This window comes from Rhodococcus sp. NJ-530 (assembly GCF_003860625.1).
GTDB lineage: Bacteria > Actinomycetota > Actinomycetes > Mycobacteriales > Mycobacteriaceae > Rhodococcus_F > Rhodococcus_F qingshengii.
In genome coordinates, this window is record NZ_CP034152.1 from 92516 (window position 1) to 107889 (window position 15374).

General features: G+C 62.3%; 15 protein-coding genes and 1 pseudogene. 8 read left to right on the forward strand and 8 right to left on the reverse strand.

What is annotated here, in order from left to right:
• Nucleotides 1-16 precede the first annotated feature (16 nt).
• A complete protein-coding gene (locus EHW12_RS00405) occupies nucleotides 17-1744 on the forward strand; it encodes an oleate hydratase (RefSeq protein WP_073512952.1) in 1728 nt (575 codons plus the stop codon).
• Nucleotides 1745-1751: 7 nt separating this feature from the next.
• On the opposite strand, the gene EHW12_RS00410 is transcribed toward EHW12_RS00405, so the two are convergent.
• Complete coding sequence (locus tag EHW12_RS00410) at nucleotides 1752-2129, reverse strand: DUF5313 family protein (protein ID WP_003943558.1); 378 nt, start codon at nucleotides 2127-2129, stop codon at nucleotides 1752-1754.
• Between the two features lie 30 nt (nucleotides 2130-2159).
• Nucleotides 2160-3130 (reverse strand): annotated as a pseudogene (locus tag EHW12_RS00415) (helix-turn-helix domain-containing protein).
• A 71-nt stretch (nucleotides 3131-3201) separates the two neighbouring features.
• Here EHW12_RS00415 and EHW12_RS00420 point away from each other — a divergent pair.
• The 3 genes from EHW12_RS00420 to EHW12_RS00430 all read left to right on the forward strand — a co-directional run bounded on the left by EHW12_RS00420 (nucleotide 3202) and on the right by EHW12_RS00430 (nucleotide 6597).
• Entirely contained in the window at nucleotides 3202-4518 is a 1317-nt protein-coding gene (locus EHW12_RS00420; RefSeq protein ID WP_030536659.1) for an MFS transporter, read from the forward strand.
• Between the two features lie 78 nt (nucleotides 4519-4596).
• Nucleotides 4597-6150, forward strand: a complete 1554-nt coding sequence (locus EHW12_RS00425) for a succinic semialdehyde dehydrogenase (RefSeq protein WP_003943578.1) — start codon at nucleotides 4597-4599, stop codon at nucleotides 6148-6150.
• A 3-nt stretch (nucleotides 6151-6153) separates the two neighbouring features.
• Complete coding sequence (locus EHW12_RS00430) at nucleotides 6154-6597, forward strand: SRPBCC family protein (RefSeq protein ID WP_003943564.1); 444 nt, start codon at nucleotides 6154-6156, stop codon at nucleotides 6595-6597.
• Between the two features lie 61 nt (nucleotides 6598-6658).
• Here EHW12_RS00430 and EHW12_RS00435 read toward each other — a convergent pair whose 3' ends face one another.
• Nucleotides 6659-7615, reverse strand: a complete 957-nt coding sequence (locus EHW12_RS00435) for a proline dehydrogenase family protein (RefSeq protein ID WP_125050152.1) — start codon at nucleotides 7613-7615, stop codon at nucleotides 6659-6661.
• 115 nt (nucleotides 7616-7730) lie between these two features.
• Between EHW12_RS00435 and EHW12_RS35030 the strand changes: the two genes are divergently transcribed.
• Nucleotides 7731-8135 carry a hypothetical protein gene (locus EHW12_RS35030; protein WP_231782786.1) on the forward strand — a complete coding sequence of 135 codons (405 nt, stop codon included), beginning with the start codon at nucleotides 7731-7733 and terminating at the stop codon, nucleotides 8133-8135.
• Between the two features lie 9 nt (nucleotides 8136-8144).
• Here EHW12_RS35030 and EHW12_RS00450 read toward each other — a convergent pair whose 3' ends face one another.
• The 4 genes from EHW12_RS00450 to EHW12_RS00465 all read right to left on the reverse strand — a co-directional run bounded on the left by EHW12_RS00450 (nucleotide 8145) and on the right by EHW12_RS00465 (nucleotide 12252).
• Nucleotides 8145-8960: a siderophore-interacting protein gene (locus EHW12_RS00450; protein WP_064073632.1), complete on the reverse strand. Its 816-nt coding sequence runs from the start codon at nucleotides 8958-8960 to the stop codon at nucleotides 8145-8147.
• Nucleotides 8961-9104: 144 nt separating this feature from the next.
• Nucleotides 9105-10343, reverse strand: a complete 1239-nt coding sequence (locus EHW12_RS00455) for an HNH endonuclease signature motif containing protein (protein ID WP_125050153.1) — start codon at nucleotides 10341-10343, stop codon at nucleotides 9105-9107.
• A 92-nt stretch (nucleotides 10344-10435) separates the two neighbouring features.
• Nucleotides 10436-11053, reverse strand: a complete 618-nt coding sequence (locus EHW12_RS00460) for a response regulator transcription factor (RefSeq protein ID WP_003943536.1) — start codon at nucleotides 11051-11053, stop codon at nucleotides 10436-10438.
• The gene (locus tag EHW12_RS00465) at nucleotides 11050-12252 is read right to left on the reverse strand and encodes a sensor histidine kinase (RefSeq protein WP_125050154.1); all 1203 of its coding nucleotides are present in this window, start codon (nucleotides 12250-12252) and stop codon (nucleotides 11050-11052) included. The genes EHW12_RS00460 and EHW12_RS00465 overlap by 4 nt, the downstream gene beginning before the upstream one ends.
• Before the next feature lie 114 nt (nucleotides 12253-12366).
• On the opposite strand from EHW12_RS00465, the gene EHW12_RS00470 reads away from it, so the two are divergent.
• The 3 genes from EHW12_RS00470 (at nucleotide 12367) to EHW12_RS00480 (ending at nucleotide 14702) form a co-directional block, all read left to right on the forward strand.
• Nucleotides 12367-13413, forward strand: coding sequence for an ABC transporter permease (locus EHW12_RS00470; RefSeq protein ID WP_042920776.1), 1047 nt, complete (start codon nucleotides 12367-12369; stop codon nucleotides 13411-13413).
• Complete coding sequence (locus EHW12_RS00475) at nucleotides 13410-14150, forward strand: ABC transporter ATP-binding protein (RefSeq protein WP_003943539.1); 741 nt, start codon at nucleotides 13410-13412, stop codon at nucleotides 14148-14150. Before EHW12_RS00470 ends, EHW12_RS00475 begins: the two co-directional genes overlap by 4 nt.
• A gap of 111 nt (nucleotides 14151-14261) precedes the next feature.
• Nucleotides 14262-14702 (forward strand): PAS domain-containing protein, encoded by a 441-nt coding sequence (locus EHW12_RS00480; protein ID WP_003943598.1) that lies wholly within the window; start codon nucleotides 14262-14264, stop codon nucleotides 14700-14702.
• A gap of 6 nt (nucleotides 14703-14708) precedes the next feature.
• Here the strand turns inward: EHW12_RS00480 and EHW12_RS00485 are convergent, their stop codons facing one another.
• Nucleotides 14709-15335 (reverse strand): TetR/AcrR family transcriptional regulator, encoded by a 627-nt coding sequence (locus tag EHW12_RS00485; RefSeq protein ID WP_003943606.1) that lies wholly within the window; start codon nucleotides 15333-15335, stop codon nucleotides 14709-14711.
• Nucleotides 15336-15374: the final 39 nt, after the last annotated feature.

A 15374-nucleotide genomic window follows, 5' to 3' on the forward strand; every position in this document is an offset into this window, starting at 1 on the left:
GCGGGCAAAGGGGTCCATGCTTGGAAGGTATCCGTACCGCGACTCGAGTAAGGAACGAAACCCAATGTCTTCCAAGCTGTCTCACAAGGCCTACATGATCGGTGCCGGCATCGGAAACCTCTCGGCTGCCGTCTATTTGATTCGAGACGGTGAGTGGAGCGGTGAGGACATCACCATCATGGGGCTGGACATGCATGGAGCGAACGACGGCGAATCTGCCGCTACCTTCCAGCACCAGTACGGTCATCGCGAGCTGGGCAACGACGCGGGCTTCATCAATCGTGGCGGTCGCATGCTCAACGAGGAGACCTATGAGAACCTCTGGGACGTGCTGAGTGTGGTTCCGTCGCTGGACAACCCGGGAAAATCGGTGACGGATGACATTCTCGATTTCGACCACGCGCATCCAACGCACGACGTCGCACGATTGATCGATCGCGACGGCATTCGCAACAAGGGTGAAAACGACTACAAGCACATGCAATTCGACAACAAGGATCGGTACTTGTTGACGAAGCTGATGACGATGCCGGAGTCGGACGAGGCAAAACTCGACGACATCAGTATCGAGCAGTGGTTCGAGGACACTCCGCACTTCTTCACCACCAACTTCTGGTACATGTGGGAGACCACATTTGCTTTCAAGCGGGTGAGTTCGGCGATGGAGCTGCGCCGGTACATGAACCGAATGATTCTCGAGTTCAGTCGGATTCAAACTCTTGCCGGTGTCACCAGATCCCCGTACAACCAGTACGAGAGCATCATCTTGCCGATGCGGGCCTTCCTCGAAGGCAAGGGCGTGAAGTTCGTCAACGAACTGAAGATCACGGAGTTCGTGTTCAAGGACACCCCGCTACGAGACGAGATCATCGTGACGGGACTCGATTACGAAAACGTCCGCACCGGTGAGAAGGGCCGAATCGACGTGGCGGAGGGCGATTTCGTCTTCGACACCAACGGCAGCATCACCGACAGTTCTTCGATCGGCGATCTCGACACGCCGATCGTCGAAGACATGAGATACGCACCGAGTGCGCTGCTGTGGAAGCAGGCCACCGAGCATTTCTACGATCTCGGGAATCCCGACAAGTTCTTCGGGGACCGGGCGCAGAGTGAGTGGACCAGCTTCACCGTCACCACTTCGTCACACGAGCTCATCAACGAGATTTCCCGAATCACCAAGCAGCTCCCCGGAAATGCGCTCAACACATTTGTGGACTCGAACGTGCTTCTGTCGATCGTGGTCCACCATCAGCCGCACTACCACGCGCAGAAGGAGAACGAAGGAGTCTTCTGGGGTTACTGTCTGTTCCCGCGCAAGGACGGCGACTACGTGAAGAAGCCGTTCATCGAGATGACCGGGCGGGAAATGCTGGAAGAGACGCTCGGACACCTCGAGGCGCTCGACGAGAGCGGTGCGCTCGCCGCGCGTCGACAAGAGATTATGGACAGCGTCGTGAATTCGATACCCAGCCATATGCCTTACGCCAGTGCGCTGTTCAATCGGCGCGCCGTCGGCGACCGGCCGCTGGTGGTGCCGAAGCACTCCAAGAACCTGGCGTTCATCAGTCAGTTCGCGGAGCTGCCGTTCGACATGGTGTTCACCGAGCAGTACTCGGTGCGCTGCGCTCAGGTAGCCGTCTACAAGTTCCTGGGGATTCCGGAAGACAAGCTCACCAAGATGCATCACTACGAGAAGGATCCGAAGGTCCTCGCCAAGGCCGCAGTGACGATGTTCCGCTGAGGGGTGCTCAGCGACCGTGCCGCTTCTCGTAGTCCTCGCGAGTGCGATCGGCACGGCGCTGGGCCTTCTCGTCGAGCAGTTCGGGATCGAGTCCGTGGCTCAGCAGGCGGTGACGGCGGTAGATGGTCCCGAGCGCCACGACGAAGTACGCGAGCGGGATGAGCAACAAGGCCATCATGGCCAAGGGAATCCAGATCGGTCCCGGGATCAAGAGGAACAGCAGAAGAATCAGCGTCGCCGGCACGGTGAAGCGGATGATGTAGCGGGCCTGGGCGCCCGGGCCGACCAGATCGTTCCGAACCCAGTCTTGATACCGGTCGGGGAGCGTCTTCCCCAGGAGGTATCCGCAGTACTGAGGAAAGTTCGGGCGAGTCTGTTCGGCCATGGCATCCAGGATAGTGCCTGGTACTGCCGCTTACACCGGTGCCTTGAACGTGCGTCGGTAGGCGCTCGGTGAAACGCCGAGGGCCTCGTTCATGTGTTGACGCATGGATGTCGCAGTCCCGAAGCCGGTTCGAGCGGCAATCGCATCGATCGACAGATCGGATTCCTCCAATAGTTCCCGCGCCCGATCGACGCGTCTGCTGGTCAACCAGCGGTTCGGTGTGGTTCCGACTTCGTCGCGGAATCGACGGCTGAACGTGCGGACGCTCATGTTGGCGCGCGTCGCCAGGTCCGCCAGGGTGATCGGGTCGTCGAGATGTTCGAGGGCCCAGTGCCGAGCGTCGGCAGTCGATTCCGAAGGCTTGTCGGCCAGGGGGCGTCGGATGTACTGAGCTTGGCCACCGTCGCGCCACGGCGGTACGACGCAACGCCTCGCGACGGTGTTCGCCACTTCCATGCCGTGGTCACGCCTGACGATATGCAGGCAGAGGTCGACTCCCGACGCCACCCCGGCCGAGGTCAGGATGTGGCCTTCGTCGACGAACAGCACGTCCGGATCCACGTTCACCTTGGGATAGACACGCTGGAAATGGTCGGTGTTGCGCCAGTGCGTCGTGGCGCGGAGTCCGTCGAGCAGACCCGCCGCGGCGAGGATGTACGACCCGGTGCAGATCGAGACCAGCCGAGTGCCCGGCCGGATGTGTTGGAAAGCTGCGGCCAACTCGGGGAGAGGTAGCCGTCTTCGTAGGCCGGACCCAACTCGTACGACGCGGGGATGACGACGGTGTCGGCGGTGGCGAGCAACTCGCTCCCGTGGTCGACCGAGATGCTGAAGTCTGCGTCGGTCTGCACGGGATTGCCGTCGACGGTGCACGTCAGGATCTCGTACAGCGGCCGATCCTCGACGTCGAGGGCACGTCCGAAGATGCGCGCCGGGATGCCGAGTTCGAAGGGGATGACTCCATTCAGAGCCAGTACGACGACGCGATGCGGACCAGACATGGCTTGATTCTTTCATATATTGGCAATCTGGCCACTGTTCTCGATCGAATCCGAACTGCAGAATTCTCTCTGTGACTTCTGAGACCGCTCTCCCCGAATCAGGCCAACAGCAGGTGAGCCCGCCGCGCTTTCACCGCGCCTGGTCCGTCGCGATCGTGGCATTCCTGGCGTTGGTCGGTGCGGCGAGCTTCCGCGCTGCCCCATCGGTGCTGATCGATCCGCTGCACGAAGATTTCGGGTGGTCGCGCGCCAGCATCTCGGCGGCCGTCTCGGTCAACCTGATTCTGTACGGGTTGACCTCGCCGTTCGCTGCTGCCCTGATGGAGAGGTTCGGTATCCGGGCGGTCGTCACCTCGGCGTTGGCGCTCATCTCGCTCGGCAGTGGTCTCACCATCTTCATGACCTCGAGTTGGCAGCTCATTCTGCTGTGGGGTGTCTTCGTCGGTCTCGGTACCGGTTCGATGGCGCTGGCGTTTGTCGCCACCGTCGTCGATCGCTGGTTCGTCGAGAAGCGTGGTCTCGTGACCGGCATCCTGACGGCCGGTGGTGCTGCCGGTCAGCTGGTGTTCCTCCCGGTCCTGGCGAAGATCGCCGAAACGTACGACTGGAAGAGCGTCGCCTTCACAGTTTCGTTTGCCGCACTGGCCGTTGTGCCGTTCGTTCTGCTGTTCCTGCGTAACTATCCGTCAGACGTGGGTACGACGCCGTACGGCGCGCCCGCCGATTACGCCCCACCCGCCAAGCCTGTCTACCAGCGCGGCGGCGCCGGAGGCCGGGCGATCTCGGTGCTGGTGATGGCGTCGAAGACCAAGGTGTTCTGGCTTCTCGCCGGTACCTTCGCGATCTGTGGCGCGAGCACCAACGGCCTGATCGGCACGCACTTCGTCCCGGCGTCGCACGATCACGGAATGCCGATCACCACGGCCGCGTCACTGTTGGCGTTGATCGGAATCCTCGACATGGTCGGCACCATCGCTTCGGGTTGGTTCACCGACCGCATGGACTCGCGAAAACTTCTCGGCATCTACTACCTGTTCCGCGGAATCTCGCTGCTCTTCCTGCCGTTGTTGCTCGCCAACACCGTGAATCCGCCGATGATCGCGTTTGTCATCTTCTACGGGCTCGATTGGGTGGCGACGGTTCCGCCGACCGTCGCGCTGTGCCGTCAACACTTCGGCGCCGACGCTCCCATCGTGTTCGGTTGGGTGCTGGCATCGCACCAGATCGGTGCGGGTCTGGTGGCCTTCTTGGCCGGCCTCGTTCGTGATCAGATCGGCTCGTACGACGCTGCCTTCTTGGTGGCCGGCGCGCTCTGCGCGATCGCTGCAGTCATGTCGTTGTTGATCGCAAAACGTCCGAAAGAGGCAGTATTGGTTGACTCTGTCTGATTCGGCACTGTGATCGGTACCACCGACGGGGTAAGTTGTGTGTAACTCCAAGAACTACTCACCAGTAGGGGTACTGAAATGCCTGCTCCGTCCGCTGCGACCTTCTCGCGGCTCGCCGATCTGATCGCCATCGACAATGTTGCCGATCGCCCGACGAAGTCCATCACCGAGGTGTTCACCGGCAAGGAGCTGGCGACCATCCCCGTCGGCACCGCCGACGACGCACTTGCGGCCATCGCCCGTGCCCGCGTCGCCCAGAAGGAATGGGCCAAGCGTTCCGTCCTCGACCGCGCTGCCGTCTTCCACCGCTACCGCGATCTCATCCTCGAGAACCGCGACGCCCTCATGGACATGGCTCAGGCCGAGACCGGAAAGTCGCGTACCGCAGCTCAGGAAGAAGTCCTCGACATCTCGATGACGTCGCGGCACTACGCACGTGTGGCTCCGAAGCTGCTGCGTCCGCGTCGCGTCTCCGGCATGCTCCCGGGCCTGACGAAGACCGTCGTCCGCTACCAGCCCAAGGGTGTCGTCGGCGTCATCTCGCCGTGGAACTACCCGATGACGCTGGCCGTGTCCGACGCCATCGCCGCGCTGCTCGCCGGTAACGCCGTTGTCCTCAAGCCGGACAGCCAGACGCCGTACTGCGCGCTCGCCTGCGTCGAACTGCTCTACAAGGCGGGTCTGCCTCGCGACCTCTTCGCCGTGGTTCCCGGGCCGGGCTCCGTCGTCGGCACCGCCCTGGTCGAGAACACCGACTACCTCATGTTCACCGGTTCCACCGCGACCGGTCAGCTCCTCGCCGAGCAGGCAGGCCGTCGACTGATCGGCTTCTCCGCCGAACTCGGTGGCAAGAACCCGATGATCGTCGCCGCCGGCGCAGACCTGCGCGAGGTCACCGACGCCGCTGTGCGTGCGTGCTTCTCCAACTCCGGTCAGCTGTGCATCTCCATCGAGCGCATCTACGTCGAAGAGTCCATCGCACCCGAGTTCATCCGTATGTTCGGTGACCGCGTCAAGAAGATGAACCTCGCCGCCGGATACGAATTCGGAATCGAGATGGGCAGCCTCGTCTCCGAGGCGCAGGTCAAGGCAATCTCCGCTCATGTCGACGACGCAGTGGTCAAGGGCGCCACCGTCATTGCCGGTGGCAAGGCTCGGCCGGACATCGGACCGCTGTTCTACGAGCCCACCCTGCTCACTGGGGTTCCCGAAGACGCCGAGTGCTACCGCGACGAGACCTTCGGGCCGCTCGTCTCGATTTACCCCGTCAAGGACGTCGAAGAGGCCATCGCTGCGGCCAACGACACCGAGTACGGCCTCAACGCCAGTGTGTGGGCGGGAAGCAAGGCTGCCGGCGAAGCCATCGCAGCGCGCATCCACGCCGGCACTGTCAACGTCGACGAGGGTTACGCACCCACCTGGGGCAGCACCGCAGCACCGATGGGTGGCATGGGTGTCTCGGGCGTCGGTCGTCGTCACGGCGCCGAGGGGCTGATCAAGTACACCGAACCGCAGACCGTTGCCACCACTCGCGTCATGAATCTCGGTGGACCGCGCGGACTTCCGGCCAAGGTGTGGGCAAAGCTCATGCCTCACGCCATCAAGATCATGTCCTGGGTTCCGGGCCGGTAACGGGTGGAAACCGCCAGCGCGTACATCGAGGCAACGCCGGTATCGGTGTGGAAGGTTGTCAGCGACATCGAAGGTATGGGTCGCTTCAGTCCTGAAAACACCGGTGGAACATGGACTTCCGGAACTCCGGGCACTGTGGGTGCAAAGTTCAAGGGCACCAACAAGCATGGTCTGATTCGGTGGAGCACGCACTGCACGGTGGTCGACGTGGTCGACTGCCGGAGGTTCTCCTTCGAATCGGACGAGCCGAAAGCGCGGTGGACCTTTGTGCTCGAGCCTTCGGGAACGGGCACCGTGCTTACCGAGACTCGTGAGATCTATGCGACGCCAGCGCTTTACGTGCGCATGATGTCGGGTAGCGGCCTACTCGGTCGGGGTCGAGATCAGCTGATGCAGACCGGAATGGAAACCACCCTGGCGCGCATCAAGGCGTTTCTGGAGAGCTAGAAACTGACACAAGTGGGGCTGCACTCGATTCGAGTGCGGCCCCACTTCTGTTGTTGGAGATCTAGTTTGCAGTGCTGATGAGCGCAGCGTCGATGAGCGCGGTGTAGACACGCTCCGGTTCTTCGGCGATGCGATTGAGTACGTACAGCCACCACTGTGTTCCGAAGATGACGTATTCGCGTGTGGTGAAGCCTGCTCCTCGGAGTGCGTCCAGTTGCTCGGTGCCGAGGCCGAGCAGCATCTCGAACTCGACGTGCTCGCCTCTGAGCTTCGAATCATGCTCGGCGCGTAGTGCTTCGAGGATGTCGCGGTCATGTGTCGCGATGGAGACCTGGTGACCCGAGTTGACGATCCGGGCTGCGTAGTCGAGATACGCGCTGCGCAGTTCGGCACTACCGCGTGGGTAGGCGACGGACTCGGCTTCGAGGAAGGCGCCCTTCACGAGACGGATGCGACCGGGTCGGTTCAGCAGAGCGGCGAGATCCTTTGCCGTGCGGTGCAGTCGGGCCTGAACGGTGATCCCCACGTGAGTGAACCGCTCGGCCAGTCGCGCGTGCATGTCGAGGACCAGGTCGGTGCGGTCGGACGCCTCGGCAGAGATGATCAGCTCGGCACCTGCGCGTTCCGTGGTCTCGGCCAGGCGCACGACATTGCGAAAGCACTGCTCCGGATCGATGACCAAGCCGATGTGCGAGAGGTCGAACGACACGGTGCTGTCGACGCCCGACGTTCCGATCCGTTCCGCCAATTCCACGAACACATCGGTTTCGGCGTTCGCGAGTTCGGGATCCCGGACGCTTTCCCCGGTGTATTCGATGCTCGCCTTGTGTCCTCGCGCGAAGATCGAGGGGAGTCGGTCGAAAGCGTCGTCGATGGTTTCGCCGCCGATGTAGCGAGCGGCGACTTTCCGTGCGAGTGCTGCCGTCGCGGCGTCCGCCATGGTGCGTTCTTTCAGGGATTCGTCGAGTGCGAGGCGGCGTAGGACGTCCGCGGCCTGGGCTTGTAGATCCGTGTTCACGGCTTCAGCGTATCCGGACGAGGGTGCGGGAATTATTCTACGAACCCTTGCGTTCGATCTATTGTCGATATATCGTCGATACGTCAAACAAACACAGACAGTCCAGGAGGACAACATGTACGCCCCACACAACAACCCAGAAATGCAAGAACGTCGCGAGCATGGCCGCCGAGGCCCGCATCGTGGACACGGTTTCCGTCGAGGATTCGAGGGCGAGCGACCCGAGGGTCGCTTCGAAGACCGAGCAGAAGGACGCCCCGAAGGCCGGCGCGGTCGACTTGACCAGCGCGGACACGGTCGGCCGGGTTTCGGTGAAGCCGGCGCAGCGCTCCGTCCCGCGATGGGCCTACTCCGAGGTGCCGCTGTCGCGGTAGCCGCAGGTGGGACCGCTGAGCAGGTAGCCAAGGCCGAGGCAATTCTCGCCGAGGCACGGCGAGCACTGTTCGAGATGCTGGCGGAAAAGTCGGCTGACGCGCAGCAGGCTCACACAGAATCTACCGACACGCTGCCGGCAGAGTGATCACGGCGCTCAGGCGCCGACGGTGACTTCCTCGCTGTTCATGCCGGAAACGTGGCCGTCGGCGCCCTCTCGCCAGTACCCGACAACATTGTGCTTGTCGCGAGCAATTCCTCGAACTTCCCTCAGGTGCTTGCGAATACGACGGCTGGTTGCGCTTTCGCACGCCACCCACGCGTAGACGTCGGCCGTTTCGGATTCGGGAAACTCGACCTTCTCCACAGCTTCGAACAGCGCGCTCGGCGCCTTTCCGAGGCCACTCCCCACGAGCCACGTGTACGTGACGTCGCCGCGAGTGACAAATTCCTGTCGATCCTCTTCGGTTTCGACCTCGATGATCGCCTGTGCGACATCGCCTTCACGAAGTTCTTCGACAATCCTGCCCAGTCCGGGGAGACCCGTGGCGTCTGCGACCAGCAGCTGCCAGCGAGGACCCGCCGGTGCTTGGTAGTGGGACCGCGAACTGTCCGACCAGAAGACGCCTAGTAGGTGACCTGGTTCGGCCCGCAGGGCCCAATCCGCTGCAATACCGCCAGGGTGCACGACGAAGTCGATTTCCAGACGTCGGCCGCCGTCGTGCACCTTGCGCACGGTGTAGTGCCGCCACGGTGGCTCGGTTCCGAGATCGGCCTTGCCGTAGTCGGGATTGTTGAAGTAGTCGTATTCTGCTTCTGTTTCACCGGGTTTCGGGAACGCGAGGTCGATGCGCTCGTCGCCTTGTCCGCCGGTCGGCCAGTGCCAGTCGCCTTCTGCCTCGATGCTGATTCGCCGCATGTGCGGGGTCAGGGACGTGACGGTGACAACGCGGGCGGGTTCGCAGAAAGACATGCCTCGACCCTATGGGTCCGGCGTGTCGAAGTGGAGACAGATGCTGTCGCAAGACGGACATCGAGCGCAGCCGAAAAGGCCAGCGTATGCCCCGGGGCATGATTCTTCCCCGGTGCACACGCTGGCCTTTTCAGTTATGTCGGTTCACGCCGCTGTCGGTGGGCTGTTCCCGCCGATCGGATGCTGATACGGATCAACCGACATCGGTGGATAGAACACCGATTTCCGATCCGGTCCGATCTCCACCCGCCACTCCGTGTGATGCAGCGTCCGATGATGATGACCGCACAACAAGATCAGGTTGTCGAGATCTGTTGGGCCACCATCGTTCCAGTGAACAATATGATGGGCATCGCACCACCCCGACGGAGTTCCGCACCCGGGAAACGCACACCCGCCATCACGAACCGCCAACGCTCGCCGCTGCGGCACCGTCGCTGTTCGCGCTTCCTTACCGCAGTCGAGCGGAACACCATTCTCATCCAACAAAATTCGCGTGACCGTGCAATCGCAGGCCAACATCCGGGCAGTGTCGATACTGATCGGGCCCACCCAATCCGTCCACGCGAAACCCAGTTCCTGAGTCGACGGCAACATATCCTTCATTGCTTTGAGGTCGGTCATGTCTTTCGCCGACGCAGTCACCGTGATGTGCGGTTTCACCCCGCCCTCGATCGGACCCAACCCCGCCCGCTCGTACCGCCGCAACAACTCGCAAAACCCGTCCGCCCGCCGTAGCGCCGGGGTGCGGGTGTCTTTGACGCCGTCCTTCTCCGGTGTCGGAGCAGACAGGCTCGACAGCAACGTGATCAACCGGGCCCCGTTCACAGCATCCAGGTCGCCCTTCACCGACACGCGCCCGTACAGGCCTTTCGACGCGTAGAACTCGTTACGTTCGGAATCCTCACCGAACGGAACCCCGTCCTCGCGTTTGCCGTACTGCTTCTCGATCCGCCGGATCGCCGCCCGCACCGCATCACAATCGGCGATGTTCTTCGACGCCAGGCCAAGCAGGATCCCGCGGGCCTTGTCCACATCCGCCAGGGTCATGTTCTTCGGCGGATGCTGACAAAACGACGCCACCTGACGGGCTTTCAACGCATCAACCTCACCACGATGAAACGCATCCGCGACAACAGGTTCGAGCATCAACAACCGCGCCAACCCGACCAACAGACTGCACTCACCGATCTCCAAATTCGTCGACCCGTGCAACCACTGCGCGATCGCCCGAAAACCCTTCCCACCGAGAACCTCCCGGGAAAACATCTCCACGATCAGCAACACCAACCGCGACTGCAACTCGTGCCGGACACGCACCAGATCGAGAACCTCACTCTTGAGGCCCTCGCCATCCAGCTGCCACGCTTCCCGACTGTCCATGCCCAAAGTCTAATCGAACAAAGTTTCGAACACAATAGAATTGCGAGCGAAAATTGCTGCTGTCCAGCTACTTTCGACAATTCGGGCAAATGTCAGATCGAACCCAGCTCCCGCGCACGAGCTACCGCCGACGTCCGCGACTTCACTCCCAACTTGCCGAAGATGTGAACCAGATGCGATTTGACCGTGGTCTCACTCAGGAACAGTTCTTTGCCGATCTCTCGGTTGGAGCGACCCGCCGCCACCAACTTCAGAACTTCGATTTCCCTTGGGCTGAGGCTGGTTTCGGGTTTGCGTACCCGAGTCATGAGCTTCGACGCGATGGCGGGGGAGAGAACGCTGTCCCCGCTCGCAGCGGCACGGACGGCTGACAGCAACTCGACCGGTGGTGTGTCCTTGAGTAAGTACCCGCTGGCCCCGGCCTCGACAGCGCTCAAGATGTCTGCATCCGTGTCGTAGTTGGTCACGACGAGTACGTGCGGCGGATTCGGCAGCGCGCACACCGCGCGGGTGGCGTCGACGCCCGTCTTCCCGGGGCCGAATCGCAGGTCCATGAGCACGAGGTCGACCGGCGTGGTGGCGCAGAAGGCTATGGCTTCCTCGGCGGTGCCCGCTTCGCCGACTACCTCGATGTCGGCTTCGCTTTCGAGCAGCGCTCGTAACCCGGCGCGCACGATCGCGTGATCGTCGGCGAGCAGCAGGCGGATCACGGTTCGCCGACTTCGAGAGGAAACGTCACTGCGACGGCCGTGTGTCCCGGCTCGGACTCGATGGAGAAAGTCCCGCCCTGCAGTTCGACGCGTCGGCGAATTGCATTGAGGCCGAAAGATTCCGCCGGGCCACGTTCGAGAACTGCCACGTCGAAACCGCGACCGTTGTCGACCACGTCGAGGCTGACGGTGTCATCGGAATAGGTCAGTGTCACAGCCATTCTGGTTGCATCGGCATGGCGGAGAACATTGGACACCGCGCCCTGAGCGATGCGTACCAATGTTGCTTCGAGGGGCATCGGCAGCCGCACTGCCTCGCCTTCGACCACGGAGCGCGCTTCCAGTTCAGGACTGCTCGCGCGTTCGCAGATTCGACGAAGCGCGTCGGCGAGCGACTGACCGTCCAAGGCCGCGGGCGTCAATTCGGCTATGAGTTGGCGGGTTTCGGCAAGACTGTCCGCGGCAGTTTCCCGTGCGAGGCTGATCTGACGGATGGCCGGGCTGTCCGGATCGGCGCGTTCGGCAGCGTGAAGGAGCATCTGGATGCTCGAAAGTCCCTGGGCCACGGTGTCGTGAATCTCGGCGGCGAGTCTTTCACGTTCCGCGAATTTTCCGGCATCGCGAGACGTCGACGCCAATTCTTCACGAGTATTCATCAACTCGTCGATGAGACGACCGCGCTCGGCTGCCTCGCGGTACAGAGCTTGATATCCGAGACCGATAGCAACGGCTACGGCGGCGCCGATGATCGGGCCGACGGCGCCGGCCACCGTCCACCCGCGATGCAATCCGGTGCCGATCACGGCGACAGCCGTTGCCGCGGTGACGGCGAGAAGACTCCAGGGGCGTCGCAGAATATGGAGATAGAGGAAGAAGAGTCCGAACGCGAGGTAGGCGGCGTCGGCGGATACCGCCATCGTCGCGATCCAGACGAGGGTCAGCACGGCCAGCCACCAGCGGGCAGCGTTGCCGCGCAGCCTTTTGGCGACCCCGAAAAGATAGACGGCAACAAAGATCACGGCCAACGCGATGATTGTTGCGGTCAGGTCGGATTCGTCGATCAGCGCTCGAAGAAACACCACACCGGCCAGCGCCATGACAAGGACATGCAGGCCCAGTTGTAGGCCGGCGAAGACAGGCGTGAGCGGAGATCGGTGCATCTCGCCCAGCTTAGCGAGGTTCGGGCCTGGTTCATCCATCAAAAGTTGTAAACCGGGATGGTTCTTTCGAGCGCTGGAATGTCGATCCGAGGTGCGATGGAAAGAGTCTGCATCCGCGAGAGCGTAGAGGCAAGCACAGGAAAGGAATTCACAGTGTTTGTCGCAATGAGGGACTTACGGGCAGCGCGAGGTCGTTTCGCGCTGATCTCCGTCGTGGTTCTGTTGGTTGCACTTCTGGTCAGTTTTCTCAGCGGGTTGACTGCAGGACTTCGCCATCAGAACGTGTCGGCCATCGAGGCCATGAATGCCGACACGGTGGTGTTCGCCGACACCGGAGCCGGGGCGTCGTTCGACGAGTCGGCGCTCACGCAGGACCAGGTCAACGCTTGGACCTCCACGTCGAAGGACGTCGATCCCATCGGAATCGGTCGCGGGAAAGCGGGATTGGCCGACGGAAATCAGAAGTCGGTGGCCCTGTTCGGCGCTGATGGCGGTTTCGGTGACGTGACGCCGTCGGCGTCAGGCACTGTGGTGTTGAGCGAAGGTGCCGCCCGCGAACTGGGGGCGGGCGCCGGCGATCAGGTGAGCGTCGGTACGAAGCAGTTCACCGTCAGCGCCGTTCGCGGTGACGACTGGTACAGCCATTCGCCCGTCGTCTGGATGACGCTCGACGACTGGCAGGCGGCCAATCCACGCGGCGGAGTTGCGACAGTACTGGCTGTCACCGGAGCCTCTGACGCTTCCGCAACGGACAAGGCGGCTGCGACGACGTCGACGACGGTCAGCGGTTCGCTCGACGCGATCGGTTCGTACAAGTCGGAGAACGGGTCGTTGACGTTGATGACGCTCATGTTGTTCGCGATCTCAGCCCTGGTGATCGGTGCGTTCTTCACGGTGTGGACGATCCAGCGAACTCCGGACATCGCGACGCTGAAAGCGCTCGGTGCGACTACCGGTTCGCTGGTGCGCGACGCACTGGGTCAGGCGCTCATCGTTCTGATTGCCGGTGTCACCGTCGGAATCGGGCTGACGGCCGTGGCCGGATCGCTGATCGGTGACGCCATGCCGTTTGTCCTGGACGCATCCACCACCGTCGTACCTGCCGTGGCATTGATCGGGCTCGGTCTGCTCGGCGCGGCCTTTGCACTTCGATTCCTCTCGACCACCGATCCACTCACAGCATTGGGGAGCGCACGATGACCATGACAACCGGCACCACAGTTCTCGACATCCAGAACGTCGATCTGACGTTTCCCGATGGGCAATCGCGGGTGACGGCGCTGGACGACGTGTCTCTGCGACTGCACCGCGGCGAGATCGCCGCGATCACCGGGCCTTCGGGTTCGGGTAAGTCCAGCCTGTTGGCGGTGGCGTCGACGCTGATCCGTCCGGATTCCGGGCACGTCTATCTCCGGACGCCGGAAGGCAGCACCGACATCGCTGCGCTGAGTCGGCGGGCGGCGTCGGAGCTGCGACGCTCGTCGATCGGCATCGTCTTCCAACAGTCGAACCTCGTGTCTTCGCTGACTGCACTGGAGCAGCTCGAGGTGATGGCGCATCTGGGGCAGTCCGTGTTCACGTCACGGGCCCGTCGCAAGGCCGTGAAATCAAAAGCGATGGATTTGCTGGACGCTGTCGGGCTCGCGGATCAGAGCGGAAAACGGCCGTCCCAGCTGTCGGGAGGGCAGCGACAGCGCGTCAATCTCGCGCGAGCATTGATGAACGATCCGCAGCTTCTCGTGGTCGACGAGCCCACGAGTGCGCTCGATCAGGAGCGCGGTGCCGCTGTCATGGATCTGATCATCGGGGTGGTGCGGGAACGCGAGGCGGCAACCCTTCTCGTGACACACGACCGAAGTCACCTGTCTCGGATGGATACTGTCTATCGTGTTGTTGACGGTTCCTTGGCGGAGGATCAGGAGGCGCTCGCGGCGTGACTCAGGCGGGCACGATTCGGGCATTCGTCACTGCATCCGGGCGGGAAGTCAACCCGCGATTTGCTGGGCAGTTAGACTGTTGTCGACTCGGGCAACTTGAGAGGACGTGTTATGGAACGCCGCCGCAACGTTGCGCAGCCGCCACAATCGCCGATTGCGGATCTGGAGCAGATGCCTGCCCTGATTCTCCTCGACAGGCTTCCGGTGCCGGTCATGGCCGTTCACCGCGATGGCAGCATCGTTTTTGCCAACCCGTCTTTCGCTGACATGCTGGGATATCCCAAGAAGGCCGTCTCGGCGTTGCGTTTGCAGGACATCCTCTACGACAAGGATGCCGACGACGTCAGTGCAGAGCAGGCCCATCGTGAACTGAGTTCCGAGCCGGGCTCGGTCAAGGAGTTCGTGCACTCCGACTCCACGTTGGTGCGCGCGACGGTCAGCCAGTCTCTGCTCCGACGGGACGACGACACGATCACCCTTGCCGTCCTCCACGATCTGACGGAGCGCCTGTGGAACAACCCACGGCACATCGACGACAAGCCCACCAAGTAATCCCAGCTACTTCCGGGATTTGACGGTTCGGTCCAGGCCGAGGGTGGCGGCAAGGGTGTTGACCACCCATTCTTCGTACTGTTGGCCGGTCCAACCCGCGCCGACCACGAGGTCTGTATAGGTCTCGGGACTGAGCAGCGTGAGTGCGACGTTCACAGCTGTTTCGAGGTCGACGGTTGGCGCTTTTTCGACGATGCCGACCATCAGATGTTCCTGCACAGTGCGTCGCTGAGTGCGGTTGATTTGCCACAGACGGGCGGCGTCCTCGTCGGCGGAAGCGGCGGCCCGCAGTGCCAGGAGGATATCTGCGGTGCGTTCCAGAATGAGCCGTCCGTGGTGAACCTGAATCCGGAGTTGCCCGAGTGGATGTGGGGCGCCGAGTGCTGCCGCCACCCACGGACGGTCGAGAGTTGCCGTCTTTTCCTCGTCGCCCGCAACGGCCACGTCGAGCAGTGCTGACAGCACGCTCGGCTTGTTGCCGAACACAAAATAGACACTCTGCACCGACACGCCCGCCGCCGCGGCAAGCTGCTTGATCGTGGCGGCCGCGTAGCCGGGATCGACAAAAACCTCACGCGCTGCCTCGATGATCTTGCGCCGCGCCGACGTGTCTTCCCGAAGAACCTCAGTCATGACTAGAGTCTAACTCTAGAGTCGAACTCTAGCGACTCG

Excerpts from the sequence above, each read along its gene's own strand:
- EHW12_RS00405 (WP_073512952.1), top strand. The coding sequence starts at position 17 with ATGCTTGGAAGGTATCCGTACCGCGACTCGAGTAAGGAACGAAACCCA.
- EHW12_RS00410 (WP_003943558.1), bottom strand. The coding sequence starts at position 2,129 with ATGGCCGAACAGACTCGCCCGAACTTTCCTCAGTACTGCGGATACCTC.
- EHW12_RS00425 (WP_003943578.1), top strand. The coding sequence starts at position 4,597 with ATGCCTGCTCCGTCCGCTGCGACCTTCTCGCGGCTCGCCGATCTGATC.
- EHW12_RS35030 (WP_231782786.1), top strand. The coding sequence starts at position 7,731 with ATGTACGCCCCACACAACAACCCAGAAATGCAAGAACGTCGCGAGCAT.
- EHW12_RS00450 (WP_064073632.1), bottom strand. The coding sequence starts at position 8,960 with ATGTCTTTCTGCGAACCCGCCCGCGTTGTCACCGTCACGTCCCTGACC.
- EHW12_RS00455 (WP_125050153.1), bottom strand. The coding sequence starts at position 10,343 with ATGGACAGTCGGGAAGCGTGGCAGCTGGATGGCGAGGGCCTCAAGAGT.
- EHW12_RS00465 (WP_125050154.1), bottom strand. The coding sequence starts at position 12,252 with ATGGATGAACCAGGCCCGAACCTCGCTAAGCTGGGCGAGATGCACCGA.
- EHW12_RS00475 (WP_003943539.1), top strand. The coding sequence starts at position 13,410 with ATGACCATGACAACCGGCACCACAGTTCTCGACATCCAGAACGTCGAT.
- EHW12_RS00480 (WP_003943598.1), top strand. The coding sequence starts at position 14,262 with ATGGAACGCCGCCGCAACGTTGCGCAGCCGCCACAATCGCCGATTGCG.
- EHW12_RS00485 (WP_003943606.1), bottom strand. The coding sequence starts at position 15,335 with ATGACTGAGGTTCTTCGGGAAGACACGTCGGCGCGGCGCAAGATCATC.